The sequence below is a fragment of the Paenibacillus sp. CFBP 13594 genome (genome assembly GCF_014842675.1).
Taxonomy (GTDB): Bacteria; Bacillota; Bacilli; order Paenibacillales; family Paenibacillaceae; genus Paenibacillus; species Paenibacillus amylolyticus_B.
In genome coordinates this window covers 170,239-192,749 of record NZ_JACYVQ010000009.1, presented here as the reverse complement: position 1 = coordinate 192,749, position 22,511 = coordinate 170,239, and the positions used below count along the sequence as shown (strand labels likewise).

The window sequence follows — 22,511 nt, the reverse complement described above, 5'->3', positions numbered from 1 at the left end:
CAGAGAGACGATATTTCGTCCATTTGGTCGATTTTCATGGTTCTGGCGACATTTTATGGAGATATAACATGACTGAGATTCGTTACCCGGTGCATTCTTTAAAAACTTGCCTTATTAAGATGCAGTAGATTCGTTAGCCCTTGGAGCGAGGGAGATCATACCTTTTGAGACAACACCTTATATAGAATGGTCACAGAGTTCAGCTTCGGAGGAAATATGATTAAAAGGAGGGCCTGATTGTGACCCATCCACACAAGCGCAAAAGAGGGGGACCGCTCGCCAGAGAGGCCCAGATCGCGGGGTGGCTGTTTGTATCGCCGATGGTGCTTGGGTTTACCCTGCTGCTGTTATTTCCCATGGGTCTCGCGTTATACATGAGCCTGACCGATTGGCCGCTGCTGGGTGATCATCATTTTATGGGACTGGAGAATTACCGGAATATTATGACAGACACCATGTTCTGGAAAGTGCTCGCCAATACAGTTTATTTCACAGTGGGGCTGGTCCCGCTTAATATTGTGCTCGCCCTGCTGCTTGCTTTGTTATTATCCAGAAATCTGAGGGGCATCGGAATTTTCCGGACGGCCATCTTTGTTCCGGTCATGACCTCGTTGATCGTATGGGCCATCGTGTGGAAGCTGATGTATGCGACAGAGTCGGGATTGATTAATCAGCTTCTGTTGATGACGGGCATCAAGGGTCCGGCCTGGTTATACAATGAAGATTTGGCAATGCCGGCAGTGATTGTGACCAGTGTGCTGAAAAATGTAGGTCTGAATATGGTGCTGTTCATTGCAGCCATTCAGCAGGTACCGCGTTCACTGTACGAAGCAGCAACATTGGACGGTGCGGGCAGAAGGGGAACCTTCTTTCACGTTACACTGCCTATGATTACACCAACGGTGTTTCTGACTGTGGTCATGACCGTGATTGGTTCACTCAAAGTATTCGGACAGATCTATGTGATGACACAGGGTGGGCCGAGTAACAGCACAAAGGTATTGGTTTATTATATCTGGGAAAAAGCATTCAAACTATTCCAGTTCGGCTATGCTTCTGCTCTCGCATATGTGCTGTTCTTCATCGTACTGATCCTGACGCTGCTGCAATGGCAGCTCCGAAAGAGGTGGGTATTCAATGAAGGCGATGCCTAGTCCTTCGGGGAGGAAGATAGGAAGTACCCTTGGGACGTATTTGCTGCTGACACTGATTTCGCTAATCATGATTGTTCCGTTTATCTGGATGATATCGACATCATTCAAGGAGCCCCAGGGCATATTCACCTATCCACCACAGTGGATACCGGAATCATTCCGATTTCAGAACTACATCGATGTCTTCCAATTGATTCCGTTTCACCGTTTTTATTGGAACAGTATCTACATTTCTGCTTTGGTTGTGCTGGGAACCGTATTTTTTGCTTCTCTCGCCGGTTATGCATTTGCCAAAATTCCGTTTAAGGGACGTAATGTGGTATTTCTCATCCTGCTGAGTGCCATGATGATTCCCCATGAGGTGACGGCGATTCCGATGTTCCTGTTCATGCGGCAGCTGGGGTGGATTGATACCCATCTTCCGCTGATACTACTGCCAATCTTTGGCGCGGGCGGTGTGTTTGGCATCTTTGTGATGAGGCAGTTCTTCATTACGGTGCCAACGGAACTGGAGGAAGCGGCGATGATCGACGGCTGCAACCGATTCCGAATATATGCGCGAATTATGCTGCCTATTGCCAAGCCAGGTATGGCTACGCTGACGATCTTCACGTTTGTGACGATCTGGAATGAGTTCTTCGATCCGTTGATTTTCATTAACTCGCGTGATCTAATGACGCTGCCGCTTGGATTATCTTTGTTTACAGATGAGGTCGGCACAGCCTGGCAATATCTGATGAGCGCCACCGTTATGGCGACCTTGCCACTTTTAATTGTTTTTTTCCTGGCACAACGGCGCTTCATTGAGGGGGTTGCCATGACGGGACTGAAAGAGTAAGCCATGAAATACGTGCAAAGGCGAGCAATACGTACAATACGTACAATAGAACGGAAGGAGGGACAACATTTGCATGAACGGATGAGCATGAAAAAGGAAGAAGCAGATGTCGTTATTGTGGGAGGGGGCCCTGCGGGAATAGCGGCAGCCATTGCCGCTGGACGACAGGGTGTCCGCACAGTGCTGGTGGAGCGATACGGATTCGTTGGTGGGATGTCCACTGCCGCTATGGTCTATCCCTGGATGACTTTCCATACGGAACGTGGTGAGCAGGTCATTAAAGGTATTGCACAGGAAATTGTGGATCGTTTGCAGATGCGTGGCGGCTCCCCGGGGCATTTGCGTGATACGGTTGGATTTGTGCACAGTGTCACGCCGTACCATCCAGCCATCTTTCAGGTGGTTGCGGCAGAGATGTTGCAGGAGGCTGGTGTCCGGCTGTTATTGCACAGCTTCGTGGATGAAGTGGTCGTTGGGGATGATCGGGTGAAAGCGGTGCGAGTGACAAACAAGTCTGGACGAAAGGAGTTTCAGGCGAACGTATTCGTGGATGCAAGCGGTGATGCGGATCTGGCTTATCTTGCAGGGGCTTCGGTGGCGAAGGGGAGAGATGGCGATAACCAGTCTCAGCCGATGACCATGAAATTTCGCATGCGTGGTGTGGATCTTGGACGAGTGAAGCAATACATGCAGGAGCATCCGGAGGATTTCTATGTGAAAACGCCTTTTGCAGAGCTGGACAGTATTCCGTTAACCGGGGTGAGCGGCTTCTATTCCCAATGGAAAAAAGCGGGTGTGCCGATTAATCGCGACCAAGTGCTGTTTTTTACCGGACCGGCTGACGATGAAGTGCTGATTAATTGTACCCGGGTGCAGGGACTCGATGCGACGGATGCCGAGGATCTGACCTCTGCTGAACAGGAAGGGAGGAAGCAGGTACTGATGATCGCTGAGTTTTTGCAACGTGATGTGCCTGGATTCGAACGGGCTTCCATCTCAGCGGTAGCACCTCAGATTGGTATCCGTGAATCCAGGCGAATTATAGGTCATTATGCGTTGACCCAGGCGGATGTGGTCGCAGGACGGAAGTTCGAGGATGTGATTACCAGAAGCGGTTATCCGATTGATATTCATGACCCTTCGGGTCAAGGTGTTGTGGCTGCCTTTATAGAAGGAGATGGGGCGTACGATATTCCGTATCGCTGTCTGATCTCTCGCAATATCCGCAATCTGCTGGCGGCAGGACGCTGCATCTCCACCACACATGAGGCGCATGCAACGACAAGGCTGACGCCAAGCTGTATGGCTACCGGGGAGGCCGCCGGGACAGCAGCTGCACTAACCGTGAAGATGAAGCTTGATCCGGTGGGACTGCCAATTGAGCTGCTACAGGCGGAATTACGTCACAACGGAGCGGCGATCTAGCTGATGAGCTGATTGTGGGCAAAATTGGGCGGATTGGACTAAGTATTAGTCTTGGGAGCGGCATGAATCATTAATAGTAGGCGTGGATGTTTATTTAATTTGCGGATGGCATTAGTTTTAACGAACCTGAGACGTCTAATTTGTGGCATAAGTCGAAATGAAAAATGTAACGAATCTCAGTGAAGTTATTTTACTCAAAAACCTGAAATACGGCGTAATAGCGGGATGAATCGGATGAATAGAGCGTCTACGATTCGTTAGATTAGAAACTGTCCTCAAAATGACTAAATAAGCTTCCCACGGTTCGTTAGAACATCGGTGGGAAGCTCGTTTCATTCATTCAGTCAATCAATTCATCCGTGCCTCAAGTCGTCTTGCGACAATGGACAGCGCGTAGTTGATCACAAAATACAATACGGCTGCGAGCAGCAGGGCCGGGATAATATAATCAAAACTTTGACCGCCAAGGATCTGCACGTTGTGCATCAGCTCCGGCAGAGAGATGATGATCGCCAGTGAAGTATCCTTTAGGAGTGAGATGAATTGGCTGACCATCGGCGGGGACATGCGGCGTAGCGCCTGTGGCATGATGATGCCACCGAGGGTCTGCATGTAGCTCAGGCCGGAAGAACGGGCAGCTTCCACCTGACCGCGCTCAACGGATTTCAGACCGCTACGGACGATTTCGGCAATCATCGCGCCTTCAAACAGACTCAGTCCAACAACTGTGGACCAGAAGACGGACATTTTAATCCCGAGCTGTGGAAGTACCATGTGAATGAAGAAAATGATGAGCAACAGCGGCAGATTCCGAATCGTATCCACGATCACCGCCACGATCTGTGACAGAACAGGGATGCGAGTAAACCGGACCGTACCCAGCACGGTGCCGAGTATGAAGCTGAATACAATGGATAGCCCTGCTACCTGCAGGGTGATCAGGAATCCGTGAAGCAGGAAACGAAGGTTGGGCCACGCATAGGCCCCGCTAAAGTCCATATTTTATTAGCCTCCTTCTGTATGCAGGAATGGAATATCGAAGATCAATAGATGGGGCATGGACTGTGTACAAAGCAACTCAAGCACCGTAGCAGTGAATTACAATATGCACTGTGACATGATCACCAATGCCAGCAAAACACAGACGATCCAGTACTCATTTAAACCACATGGGCAAGCCAATATATTTCCCTAAAAACCTGAGCTGGTACAAGTTAATCTGTTACATGGTGACCTGACCTGCCGATTTGTTCTTCTTCGTTTTGCCCTTGGTGTTGCGAGCCTCTGCATCGCTCTGTCCAAACCTGCGCTCCATATAATGCACCAGAAAGCTGAGTGGTAGTGTCAGCACCAGATAGAACAGCGCAACAATGGTGTACACACTTAGCGGCTGAAATGTATCCGAGTTAACCAGGTCGGCAAAATACATAAGATCCATACCGGCGACAACGGCAAGAATGGATGAGTTTTTGACCAAATTGATGAACTGGTTGCCGATGGACGGCAACACAATTTTGATGGCCTGGGGCAGAATGATCAGGTTCATGGCCTGTACATAGGACAAGCCGGAGGACCTTGCTGCTTCCAGTTGTCCACGCGGCACCGTCTGAATGCCCGCTCGGATTGCTTCGGCAATGAAAGCGGCGGTGTAGATGGTCAGACCCAGAGTGCCGGAGACAAACCCATCCAGCGAGATGCCTAGTGCAGGCAGTCCAAGATAGAAGAAAAACACAACCAGCAGCAATGGGATGTTTCGGATAAATTCCACAAAAGCCGTGCCGATCCAGTTCAGCGGTTTCACAGGGGATATCCGAAAGATAGCCAGGATCGCGCCAAGGATAAAGCTGCCAATGAGAGCCATAATGCTCACTTGAATGGTATTCAGGAACCCTTCCAGAAAACGATCCGAGTGTCGCATTAGTACGCTGAAATCCAATGTGCCCATATAGGCGAAGCCTCCGTTCTCCAGATGTAGAAACGGCGATTACGTCTGCTCATGCTTCGCATCCAGCAGACGAATTCGCCGCGTGCTCATCATTAATCGGGGTTACTCGGGCTTTGAGCCCAGCCATTTCTCATGTAATGTGTCATATTCCCCGCTGTCTTTCATGCTTTTGAGCAGCTTGTTGACTTCTTCCACGAAGGCGGTGTCGCCTTTGCGAATGGCCATACCATAAGGTTCACTTGTGAAATTGCCACCAACCAAATGGAAACTGTTATCCGTCTGTTGCATGCCGATGAGGATGATGTTATCTGTGGTCAGCGCTTCGCCTTTACCTGCTTTGAGAGCAGTGAATGCATCCTGATAGTTATCGAATTCAAGGACCTCAGCATCCGGGGCTTTCTCGCGAATGTTCTGAGCGGATGTGGAGCCTTTCACCGCGAGTACTTTCACTCCGCTGAGGCTTTCCAGGCCGGTAATCGCACTGTCGTTTTTCACCAGCAGGGATTGGCCTGCTTCAAAATAAACATCACTGAAATCCACCTGTTCTTTACGCTCATCCGTAATTGTCATTGTGGCGATGATGATATCGATGTCTCCATTTTGCAGCATGGGAATGCGCGTCTTGGAAGTGACCTCTTTCAGCTCGACCTTTGTCTCATCTCCAAGGATCTGTTTGGCGAGTGCCTTGGCGATATCAATATCGAATCCTTCAACGTTGCCACTTGCGGGATCTTTCAAGCCAAACAGCTTCGTATCGTATTTCACACCGGCGATGAGCTTGCCGCGTTCCTTAATCTGCTCTATTGTTCCTTTGGCTACGGCATCTCCGCCAGAACCGCCACTACCGCCGCTACTGCTATTCTCCTCACCTGTACTGCAACCGGACAATACAAGCGAGAGAATGAGGACAAGCATAAATGATGGCCATTTCAATAATTTCTTCATGAATAAAGACCCCTTTCAAAATGGAATAGTGGATTATTCTCAATGATGAATCAGACGGCTCAGGAATTGCTGTGCTCGTTCTTCTCTGGGGTTGTCAAAAAATTCAGCAGCGTTGGCCTCTTCTACAATTCGGCCTTCGTCCATGAAGATGACCCGGTCCGCAACTTCGCGGGCGAATCCCATCTCATGGGTAACAACGACCATGGTCATGCCATTATGGGCAAGGGAACGCATAACATCGAGGACTTCCCCGATCATCTCGGGATCGAGAGCAGAGGTAGGTTCGTCAAAAAGCATGATTTTGGGCTCCATGGCGAGTCCTCTGGCGATGGCTACCCGTTGTTGCTGTCCACCGGACAACTGGGAGGGATAACTGTCTGCTTTGTCGGCAATGCCCACCCGGGTCAGATACTTCATTGCTGTTGCGGCTGCCTGTTCTTTGGGTTGTTTGCGCACCTTCATGGGTGCAAGGGTAATGTTATCGATGACTTTTTTGTGAGGATAAAGATTGAAGTGTTGAAATACCATGCCGATGTCACGGCGGAAGAGGTTAATGTCCACCTTTTTCTGATGTAGAGGGACCCCACTGACAACAAGTTCGCCTTCGGTAATGGTCTCCAGGCGGTTAATACAGCGGAGTAATGTGCTTTTGCCGGAGCCGGAAGGTCCGATAATGACGACGACTTCTCCTTCTTCAATGTGAAGATGGATATCCTTGAGGACATGAAAATGACCGAAATGCTTCTGGACACCCCTAAATTCAATCAAGAGTACACCCCATCCTTTCTGCAACGTCTGTGTGTAAAAGGGAGAATAAGGAATAAATTGAAACTAGTTATTTAATCATACATAGTCATCCTGCTTATGGCAATTGGTTTGTGATAAAACATGACATAAGTAATAGGTTACCTAGGGCTATAGCCAGAAAATATGTTATATATCTGTCATGTTATTAAATACCTTGTGACGAATCCTGACAGAAAAATGAATCTATTCTCCTAGTTGTTTTCCAACCTTTGGAATAGTTGTATAGAGTATACTGAAAGTGATGTTTGATTTATGACTCTGATTAACAAAACAAATAGCATCAAGTTCCACGTGTACATGGCAAGAAAGCTCAACCCTACATGTCATGCCATTGATATGATGGAGCGAGAGAGCGTCCGTTTGAACGCAAGTAAGGAAAGTAAAAGCAATGTATTGATCCCATAACAATTCCATTACATGTAGAGAGGATGATTCTGCACGATGAATACATATCACTCCCCAATGTCGACAGGAGCAAGTGCCCAGTCCGATGTTCGAGATTATGAAGCCAATTTGCCTGTCATTCCTGCTCAGGATTTTCAGCTTACAGACTATGGAGCTGTTGGAGACGGCGTAACAGATAATACGGAGATGTTCCGACTTGCCATCGCTTCGTGTGCTGAAGCAGGAGGTGGAAGAATCGTAATTCCTGCCGGGGTATGGCTCACAGGTCCGATTGTAATGCGCAGCCGTATCGAACTACATGTGGAAGCAGGGGCACTGGTTACATTTAGCCGAGATTTTGATCAATACCCATTAATTGCATCAAGCTTCGAAGGCTGGCAGGTGGTACGCTGCCAATCCCCGATCGATGGAGATCAACTGGAGGATATTGCGATTACTGGTGAGGGGATATGGGATGGCGGCGGGGAGGCATGGCGTCCGGTAAAACGCTCCAAAATGACCACTTCACAATGGAACCAATTGGTCGCTTCCGGTGGTGTTGTAGAGCAATCCGGCGGAGAGGAAGAAATCTGGTGGCCTACCACAGCTGCACTTGAGGGCGGCACTATCGCGAATCGAATGCATGAGGAGCAGGTACGTGATGTCGCTGCCTATGAAAAAGTCAGAGACTTTTTACGTCCCAACATGGTCAGTTTACGGAGATGTAACCGGGTATTGCTGGACGGTCCAACGTTCCAGAACTCGCCTGCATGGAATCTGCACCCCTGGGCATCTGAGCATGTCACCATTCGTAACGTGAGTGTGCGGAATCCGTGGTTTTCTCAGAATGGAGATGGGCTGGACATTGAATCCTGCCGTCATGTGGTAGTGGAGAATAGTGTATTCGATGTCGGTGATGATGCGATCTGTCTGAAATCAGGCAAGGATGCCGAAGGCCGTGAACTGGGTCTGCCATCGGAGTACATCACCATTCGGGATTGCACGGTGTATCACGGTCATGGCGGGTTTGTAATTGGCAGTGAAATGTCCGGCGGTGTGCGGCATGTGCGTGTGTCGGATTGTACGTTTATCGGCACGGACATAGGACTTCGCTTCAAAAGCGCACGTGGGCGCGGCGGAGTGGTTGAGGACATTCAGATTGAGCGCATATATATGAAAGATATCATTATGGAAGCCATCTCGTTTTCCTTTTTCTATGCAAATCAGGAAGGGTCTGCCCGGGGCAGTGATCTGTCTCAGGAGATTAGCGAAGAGACGCCGGTGTTCCGGGATATTCGAATATCGGATGTGGTCTGTGCCGGTGCTGACACTGCGTTGCTTGTGAGTGGATTGCCGGAACTGCCTTTGGATGGGGTGATCATCCAGCGTTACAACGTGCAAGCTCGCAGTGGTATCCAATGTGCTCATGCAAAACATCTGCATATCGCGGAATTGCAGGCGCAGATCACCGAAGGTCCGTTGGTTCATTTGCACCAGTGTAAAGGGGCCGAATTAGAGAGCATTCAGGGCAAAGGTGCAGATGGCCGACTTCTGATGGTGACTGGACACGAGTCCGCAGGCATTGTATGTCGTGAAGGCGATGCAGAAACTGAAGGTCGTCAGATCTCTGTGGGTCCTGAAGTACGAAGTGGCGTGATCATTCGCAGGTAAAAGGTATGTAGTAGGTTTATACAAGTTGGTCCAATTCAGCCGTAGTGGCGTAGCCATAGATCCAGTAATCGCAATGTCTTTTGATACTAAGGAGTACGTAAACTCTGGAGCGAGGCTACCCACTCGGCTTTTATATGAAGTTATCTGATGATCTACCGGTGTTCCTTGCGATAGCGCAGCGGTGTTGTACCGGTAACCTGTTTGAATGTTTTGTTAAAATGAGCCGTATGCTCAAATCCTACCTTCTCAGCGATCATCTGGACACGCTCTTGTGTGGACAGCAATCTTCGTTGTGCCTCCCGGACACGAACAACACGCAAATATTCGCTAAACCGAAACCCGGTAAAACGGCTGAACATTCGGCTCAGATAGGATGGACTGATATAAAAACGATTTGCTGCACCCTCCAGCGTAAGTGGTTGGGTGTAGTTGCTGTTCACATATGTAACGATTTCACTGATTTTGTCCTGCATCGGATGCAAAGGACCGGGGCATGATTGCCGAATATCCTCCTCCACCCGATGAATACGGATCAAAAGTTGGGCAAGCAGACTTCTGACCGCAATCTCATAGTGAGGGCGTCGCTCTTTGCATTCTTGCAGCATCTGCCACAATATACGCTCCATCTCGGGCTGCTCCGCTTCAGGCAGTCGAAGGAGTCTTGAACAATTAAAAGGCAACAGACCACATATGCCAAGCTCCATCCCCGTTGCAAAAGCAGGAGAAAAACCAATTAAAATCCGTTCGAAGCCAGGAATACTTCCTTTGGAGGTGCTATGTACATCGTTTGGGTTAATCAGAATAAAATCACCCTTGCGGGCAGACAGTATCTGACCATTCATGGAATAAACGCGTTCACCTTCAAGCAGGTAATACAGTTCGTAGAATGGATGAGCGTGAGGCTGAGGCATACCGTTCCCATCATGTCTGCGCATATGTTCAATGGTAAATGAATGTTCACCGATTCGATATTTGGGTCCAATCCGATCTTCTATGAGACTCATGGTACAGCTCCCCTCTGCTTCACGGATTAACAACGATATCCATATCATAACGGAACATCCATCTTTTTGTAAACGCTATCATTGGAAATGAAATATTTCTTTAATCATATGTAAAATACCGTGAGACCGAATCTGGCATGGCCCATATGTGCTGTCAAGGTGACAAAACTTGAATGATGTTTTAGAGTAGGGGGAGAGAGGCGAAACTCTGGTTAAGGAGTGTCTCCAATATGATGTAGAAGGAAGGAAACAGGTTATGACGACACATGAATTATCGCCATTGGTTGCTGCGCTTAATATGCAGCCTCACGTTGAAGGCGGTTGGTATAAGGAAGAATGGAAGGCATCTTATCAGATTCCACAGTCCGTTCTGCCGGATACATACTCCGGCCCACGATTCTCGGCAAGTTCCACGTATTTCCTGCTACACGCACATGAAATCTCCGAGTGGCATACGGTTCTGTCCGATGAACTTTGGCTGTGGCACAGCGGCAGTCCAGTTGAACTGAAGCTGGGCGGCAACGGAGAGAACCCGGAGAACGAGGAAGTTCTTGTTCTGGGTATGGATATTGCTGCAGGTCAATCACCACAGGTGCTCGTTCCAGCCGGCGTATGGCAGACAGCACGCCCGTTGGGTGATGAGCCTGTACTGGTCACTTGCGTAGTTGCGCCAGGTTTCCACTTTGATGATTTCAAGCTGGTATCCAAAAGCGAATAGGTTTTGATATGTGAAAATCCCGATTGGAGATGCTCAGAGCATCCGAATCGGGATTTTTTGGGATTGAGCGTATTAAGTATGCTGAGGTCTATGCCTAGTTCAGGGATAGATCATTCCCTTTTGGATCAGCATCACTTTTAGCGATGACGGATCATTTGGGATTCTCGTTACTCATCCAGCTGTCCACATAAAACTCCTCATGATAATCCGGTTGCCCGGCGAGTTCTTTGAGCTTCTGTTCAGCTTCTTCAGCGGTAAGATATTCTCCAATAACTGCTGTAAACTCACCAGTGGACGTTTTGAGGAAAGAGATGTCCTCATCCGGATAGGATTCTTTAATTATACCCATCGATTCTCCAAAAGGCATTGATTCTGTGCGGAGAGAGTATACCTTCCGAGGTGTGACCGGTTTGCCGTCGGAAGTCAGTTTCACTTCCAGGTATCCAGGGTTCTTGAATTCCGTTACGGCATACTGTACCCCTTCTTTTAAAACAACGACGAATCCGACGGAAGAGTCGTCTAAAATCATGGAACCATATACATCTTTCACTAAAGGCTGAGTCATGAAGTCGGCTTTGACTTTCTCTATATCCATGTAACGTGCACCGCTAAACGTGAAGAGGATACGATTCGGTGCTTCTTTGTGCACCACATTATAATGGGGTGCATCATTAGTCTGATCTTGCTCGTCGGTGCTAAAATTAATTTTAAGCGTATTTTCAGTTGCTTCTGAACCTACGGTTACCCCATCCGTAATCTTGCCGCCATCGCCGAATTGAAGGACCTGAACAATCGTTCCGACCACAGGTATTTTGACCATGGCGTTTGCGACAGTAGGAATGTTGATAATGAGCAGCAAAGCGGCACATGCTGCCAAACTGGAAGCGTAGCGAATGATACGGGATGAGCTTTTGCGAGCGGCAGCCTTTTGCTGGGCACGACGAATAACATCTGGAAGTTGAGCTGGAATTTCAATGTTTTCATAACGTTCTTTACTAGTCATAGATCTCCAACCTCTCCTTCAATTAAATCCATTTTTAATTTGTTGATAATCCGATAGAATTTTGACTTCACGGTATTCTCTGACAGGGAGAGCACTTCAGCGATCTCTCGAAAACGCATATTACCAAAAAACTTTAATATAATGTAGGCTCTATCTTCGGGTACGAGTCGATCCAGTGCATCATACAGATCCATTTTCTCTTCCACGGATGCCCCTCGCTCTGGAGCCACAAACTCCTGCGCATGATCCTCCATATAGGTCAATCGCTGGTTGCGTCGAATATGATCTATCGCTGTGTTAATCACAATTCGTGACATCCAGGAATCAAAATAAGTCATGGAGTCCATCTTTCCATAAGCGATGAACCCTTTATAGACCGCTTCGGATACGATATCCAGCGCTTCTTGTTCATTTTTAACATAGCAGTATGCCAGTCGATATAATTTATTTTGAATCTCTGTTATTTTTTCGCTGAACTGTTCTTCTTTTGTCTTTCTATGGTTCAGTCTTATCACTCCTGATCCCCCCATGATAAACTTAAATATTCAAGTCACCGCTCGTTCCAGGCCTGGATTCTATATAAGTGCTTGAGTTCGCTTTACACTCGTTAGACTGATGAGGAGATCAAATAGTTCTAAACTGTCAAAAAAACTTTTTTGGGCACAGATTCGGTACTGAATAGCTGTCCTCGCCTCCATTCTTAACTACGAATAGATTGCCTATAACATCACATGACAAAACACCCGCTCTTCTGAGATCGAAGGCGGGTGTAATCGAATTATGATGTTTATATTAAAAATTAAAGTTGTCGGGATCGGAACCAAAGCGTTTGTTCTCGTTCAGTCCGTTAATCTGCTCTACTTCTTCCGGAGTTAACTCAAAATCGTAGAGATCGGCGTTCTCGCGAATACGCTCAGGCGTGACGGATTTTGGTATGGTCACGATGCCGTTCTGCAGATCCCAGCGCAGAATGACTTGTGCGGGGGATTTGCTGTATTTGGCGGCGATGTCCTGAAGTAACGGATGATCCATCAGGTGACCTTGTCCGAGCGGAGACCAGGCTTCGATCTGAATCTGATGTTTGTTGCAATACTCACGAAGCTCCGACTGAATCAAAAGTGGGTGAAGCTCCACCTGATTAACCGCTGGTTTGACCGTGGCATCGATCATCAAGTCTTCCAGATGGTGAATCTGGAAGTTGCTCACACCGATCGCTCGGATGCGTCCTTCTTTATGGAGTTTCTCCAGTGCTCTCCATGTATCTTTGTACTTGCCCTTAACCGGCCAGTGGATGAGATAGAGATCCAGATACTCCAGCTCGAGTCGTTCCATGCTGGCTTCGAAGGCAGCTAGCGTGGATTCATATCCCTGATCACTATTCCATACTTTAGTGGTAATGAACAGATCCTCACGAGCTACTCCAGATTCACGAATACCCTGAGCGACACCTGCTTCGTTGTTATACGCTTTGGCTGTGTCGATGCTACGATAACCAGCTTGAATGGCTGTTTTGACAGCATGAACGACTTCGTCTCCGTCTTTAACTTTGAATACCCCAAAACCTAGCCATGGCATTTTAACTCCGTTATAGAGCGTGGTTGTGTCCTGCACGTGTTTCATGGTCCGAAATTCCTCCTCTGATTGATTCATTGTTCCACTATGTAATTACCCTGCTGTTCAGCAGCCAATCGATATCGAAGGGCCGTTATGATTGATTATACTAAATTATTCCTGGTATAGGAAAAGGGAGTGGTTCGTTTACGACGTAAACACCGCTATTATCCTTTTTCTTCAACCAGAGGTTTGGTTTTGACGCTTGTGGGTGATAAGATGAAGTATACGATATATGGAAGTCAAGACTTTGTAATTGGAGAGTTTACATAAGAACAGACGGAGTACGGAATTGGGTACAGACCAGACCGTACGACTAACGATAAAGGAGCAAGAATACAATGGCTAAACCTAAACAAACCAAAAAAGCAGCAGCCTGGTCTCTCGTGGTAATGGGAGCAGGATTTGCTGCATCCTTGCCGTTCCAGGGCGTTCCCGTGGGCAAGTTGCTGGTAGGATCATTTGAAGCGGGACTCGTGGGTGGACTTGCGGACTGGTTCGCAGTTACTGCATTATTCCGTCACCCGCTCGGCATTCCCATTCCACATACGGCATTGCTGCCGAAAAATCGGGATAAAATGACGGAAGGTCTGGTCTCCGCAGTAGAGAATAACTTGCTCAACAAAGACAGCATTACCGAGAAAATTGCAGATTTCAAAGCAGCAGAGACAGTGCTCGATACGTTGACACGTGAGCTTCACAATGACGGAATCAAGACCATGATTGATACGCTCTGCAAACGAATTCTGGCTGGTCTGCCGTTAGAGCAGATTGCTCCACTCGTAGCGGCTGAGATCAAGTCACAGGCGGGCGCTTTTGATCTGGGTCCGATTCTGGAGCGGGCTGCCCATCAGATGACAGAGCGGGGTTACGATGCCAAAGCGCTGGACTATGGACTGAAGCAAGCTGAGGAATGGCTGGTTAAACCCGAGACGATCATGTTTTTGGGTGAAAGCGGGATGAAAGCGATCAGCGGCATTCAAATGAACGGATTGATGCAGTTTGCGATGAATGCGTTCCTTGGTTATATGAACGAGGAGCGTCTGGGTGGCATTTTACAAGGATATCTCTTCGATCGGGTAGAGGATATGAAACGTGAAGGCAGCGCTCTAAGGTATAAGGTGCTTGATATGGTACGTACCCAGACGGTGCGTCTGGCCATGAGTGAGGCTATGCAAGATGGAATCAACAGCTGGAAGAACAACATGCTGGAGGGCTGGAACGCAGAGGAAACGGTGCTGAACAAACTCACCGAACTGAGAGACAAGGCGCTCGCCGCGATGGAAGATGGACAGTATGTAGATACGTATGCACTGCCTGCCATTGAGCGGGTATTGGTTGAGCTGCGGGCAGATGACGAGTTGATGACAGGCATGAATGCCAAGATCGTAAATGGCGTCACAACACTGCTGGAGAAAAATCATTCCAAAATCGGTAAACTGGTACGCGAAAATGTGGACAAAATGGACAATGCCACTTTGGTTTCGATGATTGAGGATAAGGTTGGACAGGATCTGCAATGGATTCGGATCAACGGAGCTGTTACCGGATTTGTTATCGGGATTGCGCTGACTGCGCTGCAGATGGCATTGGCATAAAAGTCATGTATGTAAAAAAGGGCCGCTCTTACAAAGAGTAGGCTCTTTTTGCCGTGGAAGGGAAATATCAAATACTTTAAACATTTATGATGCAAAATTCAGGAAATCGGGTAATATACACGCGAACATGCGTATGAATCATATAGGAAGAAAGATACATAAAAACGATGCTCTCAGCCGATGTGGTCATGTTGATTTTGTACTATGATTCAGTTAACAGAAGCAGAGGGCATGGGTGAATGATCCTGATTCATTGGGTGCACATATACATTGAAATCATAAGAAGAAGGTGATTGGTATGAGGCCAATACAAAAAAAGGTATGTGTATTCTTACTAATTGTGCTATCTATCTTTATTTTGGGAGGCTGTCAGAACATGAAAGAAAGTGAGAAACAGGCACTTTTTCAGGAAGCAGAAGCGAAAGCGGTCAAATATTTCAAAGACAAGTATGAGATGAACGTTGTTATTACCAGCAAGGAGTTGCTACCCGAAATGGCACTGGACTCGATTGCAATGGAAGGGCATGTGGTAGATCAGAAGGATCAGGAGTTCACTATTTCCTATGACTATAATGATAAAAAAATCAAAAATTTTGGAATGAGCCCTGCAATCAAGGCAGCCATCATTGAGAAAGGCTACGATCCTTTTGCCAAGTAGATTGTAATGAATTTTTGGAGGTGAACATAACATGGGGGATACACCAAGAATTGATGATGAAACATACCGTCTGATGTCGGAACTGGCTTATGAAAATGCCAAAGCAGGTACCGAATATTCGAATTTACCAGGATGGCAAGTGCTTGAGGATACGCATGGCAACGGTTATTCCGGGTTTGACGCAGTGACTTTTTACAATCAGGAAACGGGGCAGGCGGTCATTTCTTACCGAGGAACAGAAGGAAGTGCCGGATGGGATCGTAAAGGGCTTGATTTTCTGGCGGATGGTCAGATTGCGATCCCCGAACTGGGCAGAAAAATTGAACAGTCTACCGATTTCACACCCGATTGGTTATCAGGTGGAATTCAAAAGGTAAAAGACGTCACTGGACTGACCCATTTGGATAATGCGTTGGGTGAGCTGGATAGGCAGATTGATAAAAAGCTGAACCCTTTTCCGAATCAAATGTACGAAGCAGAAGACTATGCGAAGGATATGCAGAACAAATACAAGAATTTGGACTTCTCTCTGACAGGGCATTCACTAGGCGGCGGAAATGCTCAGTATGCAGCAGCGAATACGGGAATGACGGCAGTAACCTTTAGTGCGCCATCTGTAATATCCAGCTTGACTCCATCACTGAAACGCAAGGCAGAAGAGGGTGGATTCGATAATCAGATCGTAAACTTTGGTCACCCGGGTGACTTTGTTGCCAGTGGATTCTTTGGTGGCTATGATCGCCATGTGGGTTCCATGTATTACATCAACTCTAATTACAAGGACATGAATGACAACATGAGCATGGGAGATAAGATGGGTAACACCTTTGGTGGGAAGGAATACCACGACCTGAAGCAGTATCAGTTCGAGAATGGTTATATTTCCAATGATCTATACGACCCTACCACTGGTGAGAAAATCAATAAAACTCCCCGTGAACCTTCCAATATCATGACGGAGCTTGCGGATATTATGCGTAGCTTTGGTGCGCAGACCAGCAAGATGGTTGCAGGTGTCGGCTCAGTGGGGGGAGCTTCCGGACTAATTCAGGTAACGCCGGAAGAACTGAAAAGTGTCGCTTCACGGTGGAAGCAAAATGCACAACAGTGCAATGCGGAGTTGAATCAGGTGCGAACCCGCATGGCCCAATATCTCCATACAAGCCGTAGTCGCAGGCTGGAGCCAATTGTCACCCAATTGGACGCGTCCATTCATGAGCTTGGCACATGGCATATGAAACACACCAGCCAGTTCCTGAACTTTATTGATGAGAAGGCGGATGCTTTCCGGCAGGCAGACGAGAGTCCAGTTCATTTTTAATTAAGGATTTCTGGGTGCCTAGCATTGATATCACGTACATAGGGGAGGGGAACACGAGTGGGTGGACAATTGCTGGTGGAATTGAATGATCTTCGGATTGCGGAAAAAGAACTGACACAGCTGCTTGCCCGTCTGCAAGCCGATGAACAGGAAGCGCGGGCGCTATACAGTCGCCTGAACGATTGGAAAGGCCAGTCAGCAGATCATACAAGACAGCAGATTGAAGAGTTTTTTGCGGGCCTGTCCAGACGTATTCAATCCATTGAACAGCAGAAGAAAAGCTTGCTGCAATACATTGAGATCATGATCCAGACGGATCAGGAACGCTAAAGAGCTGTACAGGTTGATGCCATATTGCGGATGGTAATCAGTGTGGATAAGAGTGTGACCGTGGAGCGGCATGATTAGTTCTAAACCACGGATTGTAAAGAACATGGGTAGCCAATCAAAATGATGATAGCTAAAAAGCCTACGGCACATCGGGTTTAATCCCAAATGCCATAGGCTTTTTGTTATCTGAATTTTTCTCAGGTTTTCGTAAAACTGTAAGTTAGTTCTTAACGTTTTTTGCGACGTGTAGCCAACGCGATTCCCAGGAAGGACAGAATCAGAGCCAGGATGGATACGATCAACGTTGCTTGTTGAAGCTTCAGTGTACCCGGGTCTGTATCCGTGTTGTTTGGTTCACCTGTAACGGTGTCATTGAGTGCATCGCCCAACGTAGTGTCATCGTTTGCTTTGCTATCGTCGGTAGCTGCATTATCCCCAGTGGCGCCTTCTGTACCTGCACTATCATGTCCATCGTTGGCATGACCTCCACCTGCCGCAGCATTACCAGCAGCAGCCGGATCTTCGCTAATCGTTGTGATACTGTGCGGGTTGGCATCACTTGGTTGGCCTGTCCATTCTACGATGCTGCCATCACTGTAGTATTGGAAGGCATCCCAAGCTACTTCAGCTTCAGACTTAGGGTTCTGTGCAACGAAGTTGAACTGCTGGAATTGTCCTGCCAGAATGCCTTCGTTATCGCCGTCAATCTCCCACGTAATTGATGTTACTTCATTGGAATTGTTCTTCTCTGTGGTGATTTTCCAGCCTGCCAGTGGTTGATATTGCTTGAATGCAACACCTTCCGGAACTTTCATGGTGATTTTGGTTGTAGGCAGTTCTTTCTCGGATGGAATCTTAATCGTGTACGTCTGCCATGCGCTTGTCTGTGCAACGGATGGGCTAACGGTAACGTGCGCGCTCGCGAATCCGGCAAATAGCATAAATGCTGCGGTACCTGTTGCGATAGTGGATGTAAGTTTGGAAATCCATGATGTTTTCTTCAAAATAAATAACCCCTCTCAGTTCTTATCATATATGATGCGGCCCATTTTCTTAAATGAGTGTCTACGTTCTGCAAAGGCACCGTTTCGATTACGAATTGTTCTTTCGATCACCGTTAATCCTGGATTTTTAAAATTTAACTAAATTTGATTTACACATACACTCCGACGACAGAATAACCCTCCAATCGCTGTTATCCCCAGATTTTTTTGATTCCCTTTTCTCAAAGGGAAAATCCGGTGATAGCATATGCTTCCGAAGCAGCTTTCTTTCAGAAAGCTTTTAGGCGATCGCTCCGCTTTTTCAGGTTTTTTCTGTCCTCTCCGTTTCAGTGTAAACATTAGTACATTTAATATTTAGTAGGTTGAAATCCGGGAATAAAGGCGAGTGCTTCGCTTCTCCAGAATCAATTTCGTTCCCTTCACTACATTTGCAGTTCGTAGAAACACTGATTTTAGATTGGATCACTTTTTAATATCAACGTTGTGTAACTATGGCTTGGCAGTGTCGATCTCGAATTCGGCATCCAGTGCATCCAGCGATTTGGTTAGCAGGTGTACCTTGATATTCCAACGTCCAGGCATGGAGATGTAATCTTCAGCCTTGTACACACCGGTGTCGTTTTTCGGAATGGTGATCTCATAGATCCCCATATCCATATCCAGATGTGTGAGTGACAGTGTGATCTGTTCCAGATCATTAACGATACTGCCATCTGCACGTTTCACATCAACTTCAAATTGGTTCTCTCCCGTCACATTGGGACTCACCTGAAGTGTGATCGCCGAGCCATCATCTGTAGTCTTTGTCTCCTGATACGGTCCAACTGCCGTCGGTTGTCCTGGAGACAGATGTGTCAGCACGGCAGCAAGAGCAAGAATTACAGCACCAGTAGCAAGCTCGGCTTTCAGGCTGCCGGACAATCTGCTCCCCGTTGCTGCTCTAGCGAGTCGCGCATGACGCCATGCCAAGATAACCATCACAATCAGCAGAACGATCTTGCCGATCAGGACAAGACCATAGGCTGTAGTGAACAAGGAAGTCAGTACAGGTGCTGGTAGAATAATCAGACTACTGTATATTCCTGTAGCAACCAGAGCGGCTACGGCGCCGATTCCCCAAGCGGTAAACCTGCGTATGGCAGTCCAGTAGACTTCTCCTCGCACCTTGGAAGGCAGCTTGTCGGCGAGGGGAGGCAGACATATCGCCATGGCAGTCAATGCACCAATCCAGAAAGCCGCACCGATCAGGTGCACGAAGTCCATGGCAATCGCGAGAGCACGTTGATCCGCCGCAGCCGGATGTCCCGTCATGGCGTGAGTGAACAGCCATCCAAGCACGAGCACGAGTGACCCGTAAGAAGACCAGATGCGAGCACGGATGGATCGATCACGATCATATCCGGAGAGAATCGTGACGGCCAGCAGCATTACAATGAGGATCTGTAACATCCAGATTTGACCGAAGGAAGTCAGTTTAAGCGCACTTCCGATCAGAGCCCAGCTTAGTTCGCTCAGAGCCACACCAGATTCGTATAACGTATTCAGTGGCAGGCTGACCAGCGCGGCAAAGGAAGCAGCAGCATAGCTGATCCATAACAGTTTGTAGCTACCTGGAACGTCCATAGGCTCTCTTGTCATGGATGTTGGTGCAATTCGCAGCAACAAGAATGCAAGTGTCCCCAGGATGACAGACAATCCGAGATACTGAATCCAGTCTGTCAGGGATACGATCCATTTCAGCGGCCCACCTGTTGAACCGGAACCAGATGTAAGATCACTTAGTCCGGCAGGAGAACCGGACGGTTCTCCGATATGGAAAACATATGCTCCTTGAATCGGGTGTCCATCGGCAGACACAGCTTTCCAGTTGACGGCATAAGTCCCGTTCCCGAGTCCAGCTTGCAGGCCAGTCTCCAGAATATGAGGGCGATCCACATCGATCTTTACATTTCCATCGTCTGCCTGATTGCCGTCAGGTCCGGTAATTTTGATATCATAAAAGGCCGTCTGCAAGGATTCGTTGAACTCCAGCGTCAGCCGCTCCGGAGCGGTTACGAGGATCTCGTTCTCTCCTGGCGAAGCCTTAACAATATAGGCATGGGCAGATGCCCACTGTGGCATAACAAGGCAGCACACAAGCAACAGGCTGGTGATCAATGCCCAGTGCCGTTTGCCCCATTTCAGGGTAAAGCTTGTCAAAATCAAAAAATCATCACCCTCAGGTTATAGATTTGTAGTCAATCCGGGTCCTTTATACACAATCTATCCCATTATAACTTTGTCCAAAATGACTGCGTATGACTACATTGGGCTATAAAAAAACGATTTGGTCTGCATAATTGTGACAAAAGCATGAATGTGTATGGTACAGAGCACCCATCTCGTCTTATGTTACAAATCTCATATTGGTGTGGGATAAGTTTATGCTACCATTCACATATTGCTACGAAGCCACGCTATTTGCGAAGTTTACGTCCCGCAAGCCCGCTCTCTAGCGCATAGCGGGTGAGTTGTACCCGGTTTTCCAGCTGGAGCTTCTGCAAAATGTTTTTTAGATGATTCTTCACCGTCTGGTCTGAAATACCGAGTTGATCGGCGATCTCCCGATTGGTATATCCCGCGGATACCCATTGCAGAATCTCAAGCTCCCGCGCCGTTAGCGGGTTATCTTGCACATCTTCACTGCGTGGTGCGGGAAACTCCTGTAAAATCCGGTAAGCCAGTTCCTTACTGAGCGGTGCGTCGTCACTGACGATGGCGCGCAGGTATTCAAGCCAGGTGGAAGGCGTTAGATTTTTGAGCAAATAGCCTTGAGCGCCTTGTTTCAGTGCTTCGAACAGAAACGTCACATCATCCGATACCGTGACCATAACAACAATAACATAAGGGAATCGCAGCTTGATCTGACGGGTGGCTTCCAGCCCATCCATGCCCGGCATCTGCACGTCCATCAGGATCAGGTCGGGCATCCATTGCCCAGTGAGTTCCAGCGCTTCCTGTCCATTCGAAGCTGTACCAATCACTTCAAACAGGCTGTCCTCGGATAAAATGCTACAGATCGCTTCACGCGCATGCGCATGATCATCAACAACCAATACACGTACATGTTCCATATTAAGCATGCTCCTTTCCTATCGTCATTCGTGTATGCCCCGGTCTTGAATCGAGGGTAAAAGACCAACCCATCTCGGCAGCACGCTCCTTCGTAATTCGCAGTCCGTACCGATCCTTCAGATGAAGAGGATCTCCGCTTAGTCCATTCCCATTATCCTGAATATAGATGAACCAGGCAATTGGATTACCTTCCGCATGAACCTGAACGCGGGTAGCCTGCGCGTGTTTGCGTACATTCAGTAACCCCTCCCGGATACAGGCGAGCAGTTCCACTTGCTCCTTGGAAGAGAACGTTACACCCCTTAGGTCCCAATGAATCTGTGCACCGGGTACCGTTTCTTTGACGAGCACTTCCACCTGCGCATGCAGTGAAATAATTTCTGATGTTACCGTAGAGGAAGGAACAAAACGCAACTGTGCAATAGCTTGCCTTACATATGTATTGACTTCATGCACGGTTTTTTGAATCTCCTGGATCTCATGCTCATGTCCGCTCCCTGCCAGACTACGGCCGGCTTTATCGGTCTTCACTGACAGCAGGAAAAGAGACTGAGATATGCCGTCGTGAAGTTCTCTTGCCAATTGGTCACGAGCTTCCAGGGCTGCTTTCGCTGCACGTTCCTGCTCCAGAGCAGCCCTGGCACCTTCGAGCATGCGGAACAATCGGCTGAGCAGTGTCACGCTGACGAGGTAAACGATGACGGGTGTTAACCAGTTTCCAGCGTCCATCGAAAGGTATGGCATCAGAAACTGATGACGAATGTATTCCCAGATGCCAACCGTGAATGTGGGGATCAGCAGAATCATCCATTTAATTTGTTTATAGGACATGAATGCAGAACTCCTTTGATCTAGGATTAGCTTATTTAGGTACTTTATTTATACAGGGATGGGACCATTATAACGCATGCTTGTCCAAGACCCTAGTCTGTGTCTTTGGAGAAAGCTGGGGAGGATCAGGGAGTATTTAGAAGGATATCT

The 22,511-nt window shown here is 47.8% G+C and carries 22 protein-coding genes; 10 read left to right on the top strand and 12 right to left on the bottom strand.

The window, feature by feature from the left end; all coding sequences use genetic code 11:
* Window positions 1–239: 239 nt before the first annotated feature.
* From IFU39_RS25400 to IFU39_RS25390, 3 genes are all read left to right on the top strand, one after another.
* Window positions 240–1,154, top strand: coding sequence for an ABC transporter permease subunit (locus tag IFU39_RS25400; protein WP_192135603.1), 915 nt, complete (start codon window positions 240–242; stop codon window positions 1,152–1,154).
* The gene (locus IFU39_RS25395) at window positions 1,138–1,992 is read left to right on the top strand and encodes a carbohydrate ABC transporter permease (protein ID WP_192135602.1); all 855 of its coding nucleotides are present in this window, start codon (window positions 1,138–1,140) and stop codon (window positions 1,990–1,992) included. The genes IFU39_RS25400 and IFU39_RS25395 overlap by 17 nt, the downstream gene beginning before the upstream one ends.
* An 87-nt stretch (window positions 1,993–2,079) precedes the next feature.
* On the top strand, window positions 2,080–3,417 hold the full coding sequence (locus tag IFU39_RS25390; RefSeq protein ID WP_192135677.1) for an FAD-dependent oxidoreductase: 1,338 nt from the start codon (window positions 2,080–2,082) through the stop codon (window positions 3,415–3,417).
* A 348-nt stretch (window positions 3,418–3,765) separates the two neighbouring features.
* Here the strand turns inward: IFU39_RS25390 and IFU39_RS25385 are convergent, their stop codons facing one another.
* Complete coding sequence (locus tag IFU39_RS25385; RefSeq protein ID WP_105601568.1) at window positions 3,766–4,416, bottom strand: amino acid ABC transporter permease; 651 nt, start codon at window positions 4,414–4,416, stop codon at window positions 3,766–3,768.
* A 58-nt stretch (window positions 4,417–4,474) separates the two neighbouring features.
* Here IFU39_RS25385 and IFU39_RS25380 point away from each other — a divergent pair, with 58 nt between their 5' ends.
* The gene (locus IFU39_RS25380; RefSeq protein ID WP_188310511.1) at window positions 4,475–4,612 is read left to right on the top strand and encodes a hypothetical protein; all 138 of its coding nucleotides are present in this window, start codon (window positions 4,475–4,477) and stop codon (window positions 4,610–4,612) included.
* A gap of 27 nt (window positions 4,613–4,639) precedes the next feature.
* Here IFU39_RS25380 and IFU39_RS25375 read toward each other — a convergent pair whose 3' ends face one another.
* The 3 genes from IFU39_RS25375 to IFU39_RS25365 form a co-directional block, all read right to left on the bottom strand.
* Window positions 4,640–5,362, bottom strand: coding sequence for an amino acid ABC transporter permease (locus IFU39_RS25375; protein WP_192135601.1), 723 nt, complete (start codon window positions 5,360–5,362; stop codon window positions 4,640–4,642).
* A gap of 102 nt (window positions 5,363–5,464) precedes the next feature.
* Window positions 5,465–6,307, bottom strand: a complete 843-nt coding sequence (locus tag IFU39_RS25370; protein WP_091018386.1) for a transporter substrate-binding domain-containing protein — start codon at window positions 6,305–6,307, stop codon at window positions 5,465–5,467.
* Between the two features lie 39 nt (window positions 6,308–6,346).
* On the bottom strand, window positions 6,347–7,075 hold the full coding sequence (locus IFU39_RS25365; RefSeq protein WP_091018388.1) for an amino acid ABC transporter ATP-binding protein: 729 nt from the start codon (window positions 7,073–7,075) through the stop codon (window positions 6,347–6,349).
* Between the two features lie 480 nt (window positions 7,076–7,555).
* Here IFU39_RS25365 and IFU39_RS25360 point away from each other — a divergent pair, with 480 nt between their 5' ends.
* Window positions 7,556–9,169, top strand: a complete 1,614-nt coding sequence (locus IFU39_RS25360; RefSeq protein ID WP_105601565.1) for a glycoside hydrolase family 28 protein — start codon at window positions 7,556–7,558, stop codon at window positions 9,167–9,169.
* 152 nt (window positions 9,170–9,321) lie between these two features.
* Here the strand turns inward: IFU39_RS25360 and IFU39_RS25355 are convergent, their stop codons facing one another.
* Window positions 9,322–10,173 (bottom strand): AraC family transcriptional regulator, encoded by an 852-nt coding sequence (locus IFU39_RS25355; protein ID WP_105601564.1) that lies wholly within the window; start codon window positions 10,171–10,173, stop codon window positions 9,322–9,324.
* Window positions 10,174–10,429: 256 nt separating this feature from the next.
* On the opposite strand from IFU39_RS25355, the gene IFU39_RS25350 reads away from it, so the two are divergent.
* Entirely contained in the window at window positions 10,430–10,891 is a 462-nt protein-coding gene (locus IFU39_RS25350) for a cupin domain-containing protein (protein WP_017691032.1), read from the top strand.
* A 151-nt stretch (window positions 10,892–11,042) separates the two neighbouring features.
* Here the strand turns inward: IFU39_RS25350 and IFU39_RS25345 are convergent, their stop codons facing one another.
* From IFU39_RS25345 to IFU39_RS25335, 3 genes are all read right to left on the bottom strand, one after another.
* Entirely contained in the window at window positions 11,043–11,894 is an 852-nt protein-coding gene (locus IFU39_RS25345; RefSeq protein ID WP_091018394.1) for a hypothetical protein, read from the bottom strand.
* Complete coding sequence (locus IFU39_RS25340) at window positions 11,891–12,409, bottom strand: sigma-70 family RNA polymerase sigma factor (protein ID WP_256975236.1); 519 nt, start codon at window positions 12,407–12,409, stop codon at window positions 11,891–11,893. The genes IFU39_RS25345 and IFU39_RS25340 overlap by 4 nt, the downstream gene beginning before the upstream one ends.
* A gap of 277 nt (window positions 12,410–12,686) precedes the next feature.
* A complete protein-coding gene (locus tag IFU39_RS25335; protein WP_091018397.1) occupies window positions 12,687–13,514 on the bottom strand; it encodes an aldo/keto reductase in 828 nt (275 codons plus the stop codon).
* 332 nt (window positions 13,515–13,846) lie between these two features.
* On the opposite strand from IFU39_RS25335, the gene IFU39_RS25330 reads away from it, so the two are divergent.
* The 4 genes from IFU39_RS25330 to IFU39_RS25315 all read left to right on the top strand — a co-directional run bounded on the left by IFU39_RS25330 (window position 13,847) and on the right by IFU39_RS25315 (window position 17,412).
* Window positions 13,847–15,103, top strand: coding sequence for a DUF445 domain-containing protein (locus IFU39_RS25330; RefSeq protein WP_091018399.1), 1,257 nt, complete (start codon window positions 13,847–13,849; stop codon window positions 15,101–15,103).
* Between the two features lie 376 nt (window positions 15,104–15,479).
* Window positions 15,480–15,761 (top strand): hypothetical protein, encoded by a 282-nt coding sequence (locus tag IFU39_RS25325; protein WP_192135600.1) that lies wholly within the window; start codon window positions 15,480–15,482, stop codon window positions 15,759–15,761.
* 31 nt (window positions 15,762–15,792) lie between these two features.
* Window positions 15,793–17,082: a hypothetical protein gene (locus tag IFU39_RS25320; protein ID WP_192135599.1), complete on the top strand. Its 1,290-nt coding sequence runs from the start codon at window positions 15,793–15,795 to the stop codon at window positions 17,080–17,082.
* Window positions 17,083–17,139: 57 nt separating this feature from the next.
* Complete coding sequence (locus tag IFU39_RS25315; RefSeq protein WP_017691024.1) at window positions 17,140–17,412, top strand: hypothetical protein; 273 nt, start codon at window positions 17,140–17,142, stop codon at window positions 17,410–17,412.
* Between the two features lie 227 nt (window positions 17,413–17,639).
* Here the strand turns inward: IFU39_RS25315 and IFU39_RS25310 are convergent, their stop codons facing one another.
* The 4 genes from IFU39_RS25310 to IFU39_RS25295 all read right to left on the bottom strand — a co-directional run bounded on the left by IFU39_RS25310 (window position 17,640) and on the right by IFU39_RS25295 (window position 22,361).
* Complete coding sequence (locus IFU39_RS25310; RefSeq protein ID WP_244661113.1) at window positions 17,640–18,416, bottom strand: YcnI family copper-binding membrane protein; 777 nt, start codon at window positions 18,414–18,416, stop codon at window positions 17,640–17,642.
* 489 nt (window positions 18,417–18,905) lie between these two features.
* Entirely contained in the window at window positions 18,906–20,621 is a 1,716-nt protein-coding gene (locus tag IFU39_RS25305; RefSeq protein ID WP_206759594.1) for a copper resistance CopC/CopD family protein, read from the bottom strand.
* Window positions 20,622–20,872: 251 nt separating this feature from the next.
* Window positions 20,873–21,529, bottom strand: coding sequence for a response regulator (locus IFU39_RS25300; protein ID WP_036616682.1), 657 nt, complete (start codon window positions 21,527–21,529; stop codon window positions 20,873–20,875).
* A gap of 1 nt (window position 21,530) precedes the next feature.
* Window positions 21,531–22,361: a sensor histidine kinase gene (locus tag IFU39_RS25295; protein WP_091018405.1), complete on the bottom strand. Its 831-nt coding sequence runs from the start codon at window positions 22,359–22,361 to the stop codon at window positions 21,531–21,533.
* Window positions 22,362–22,511: the final 150 nt, after the last annotated feature.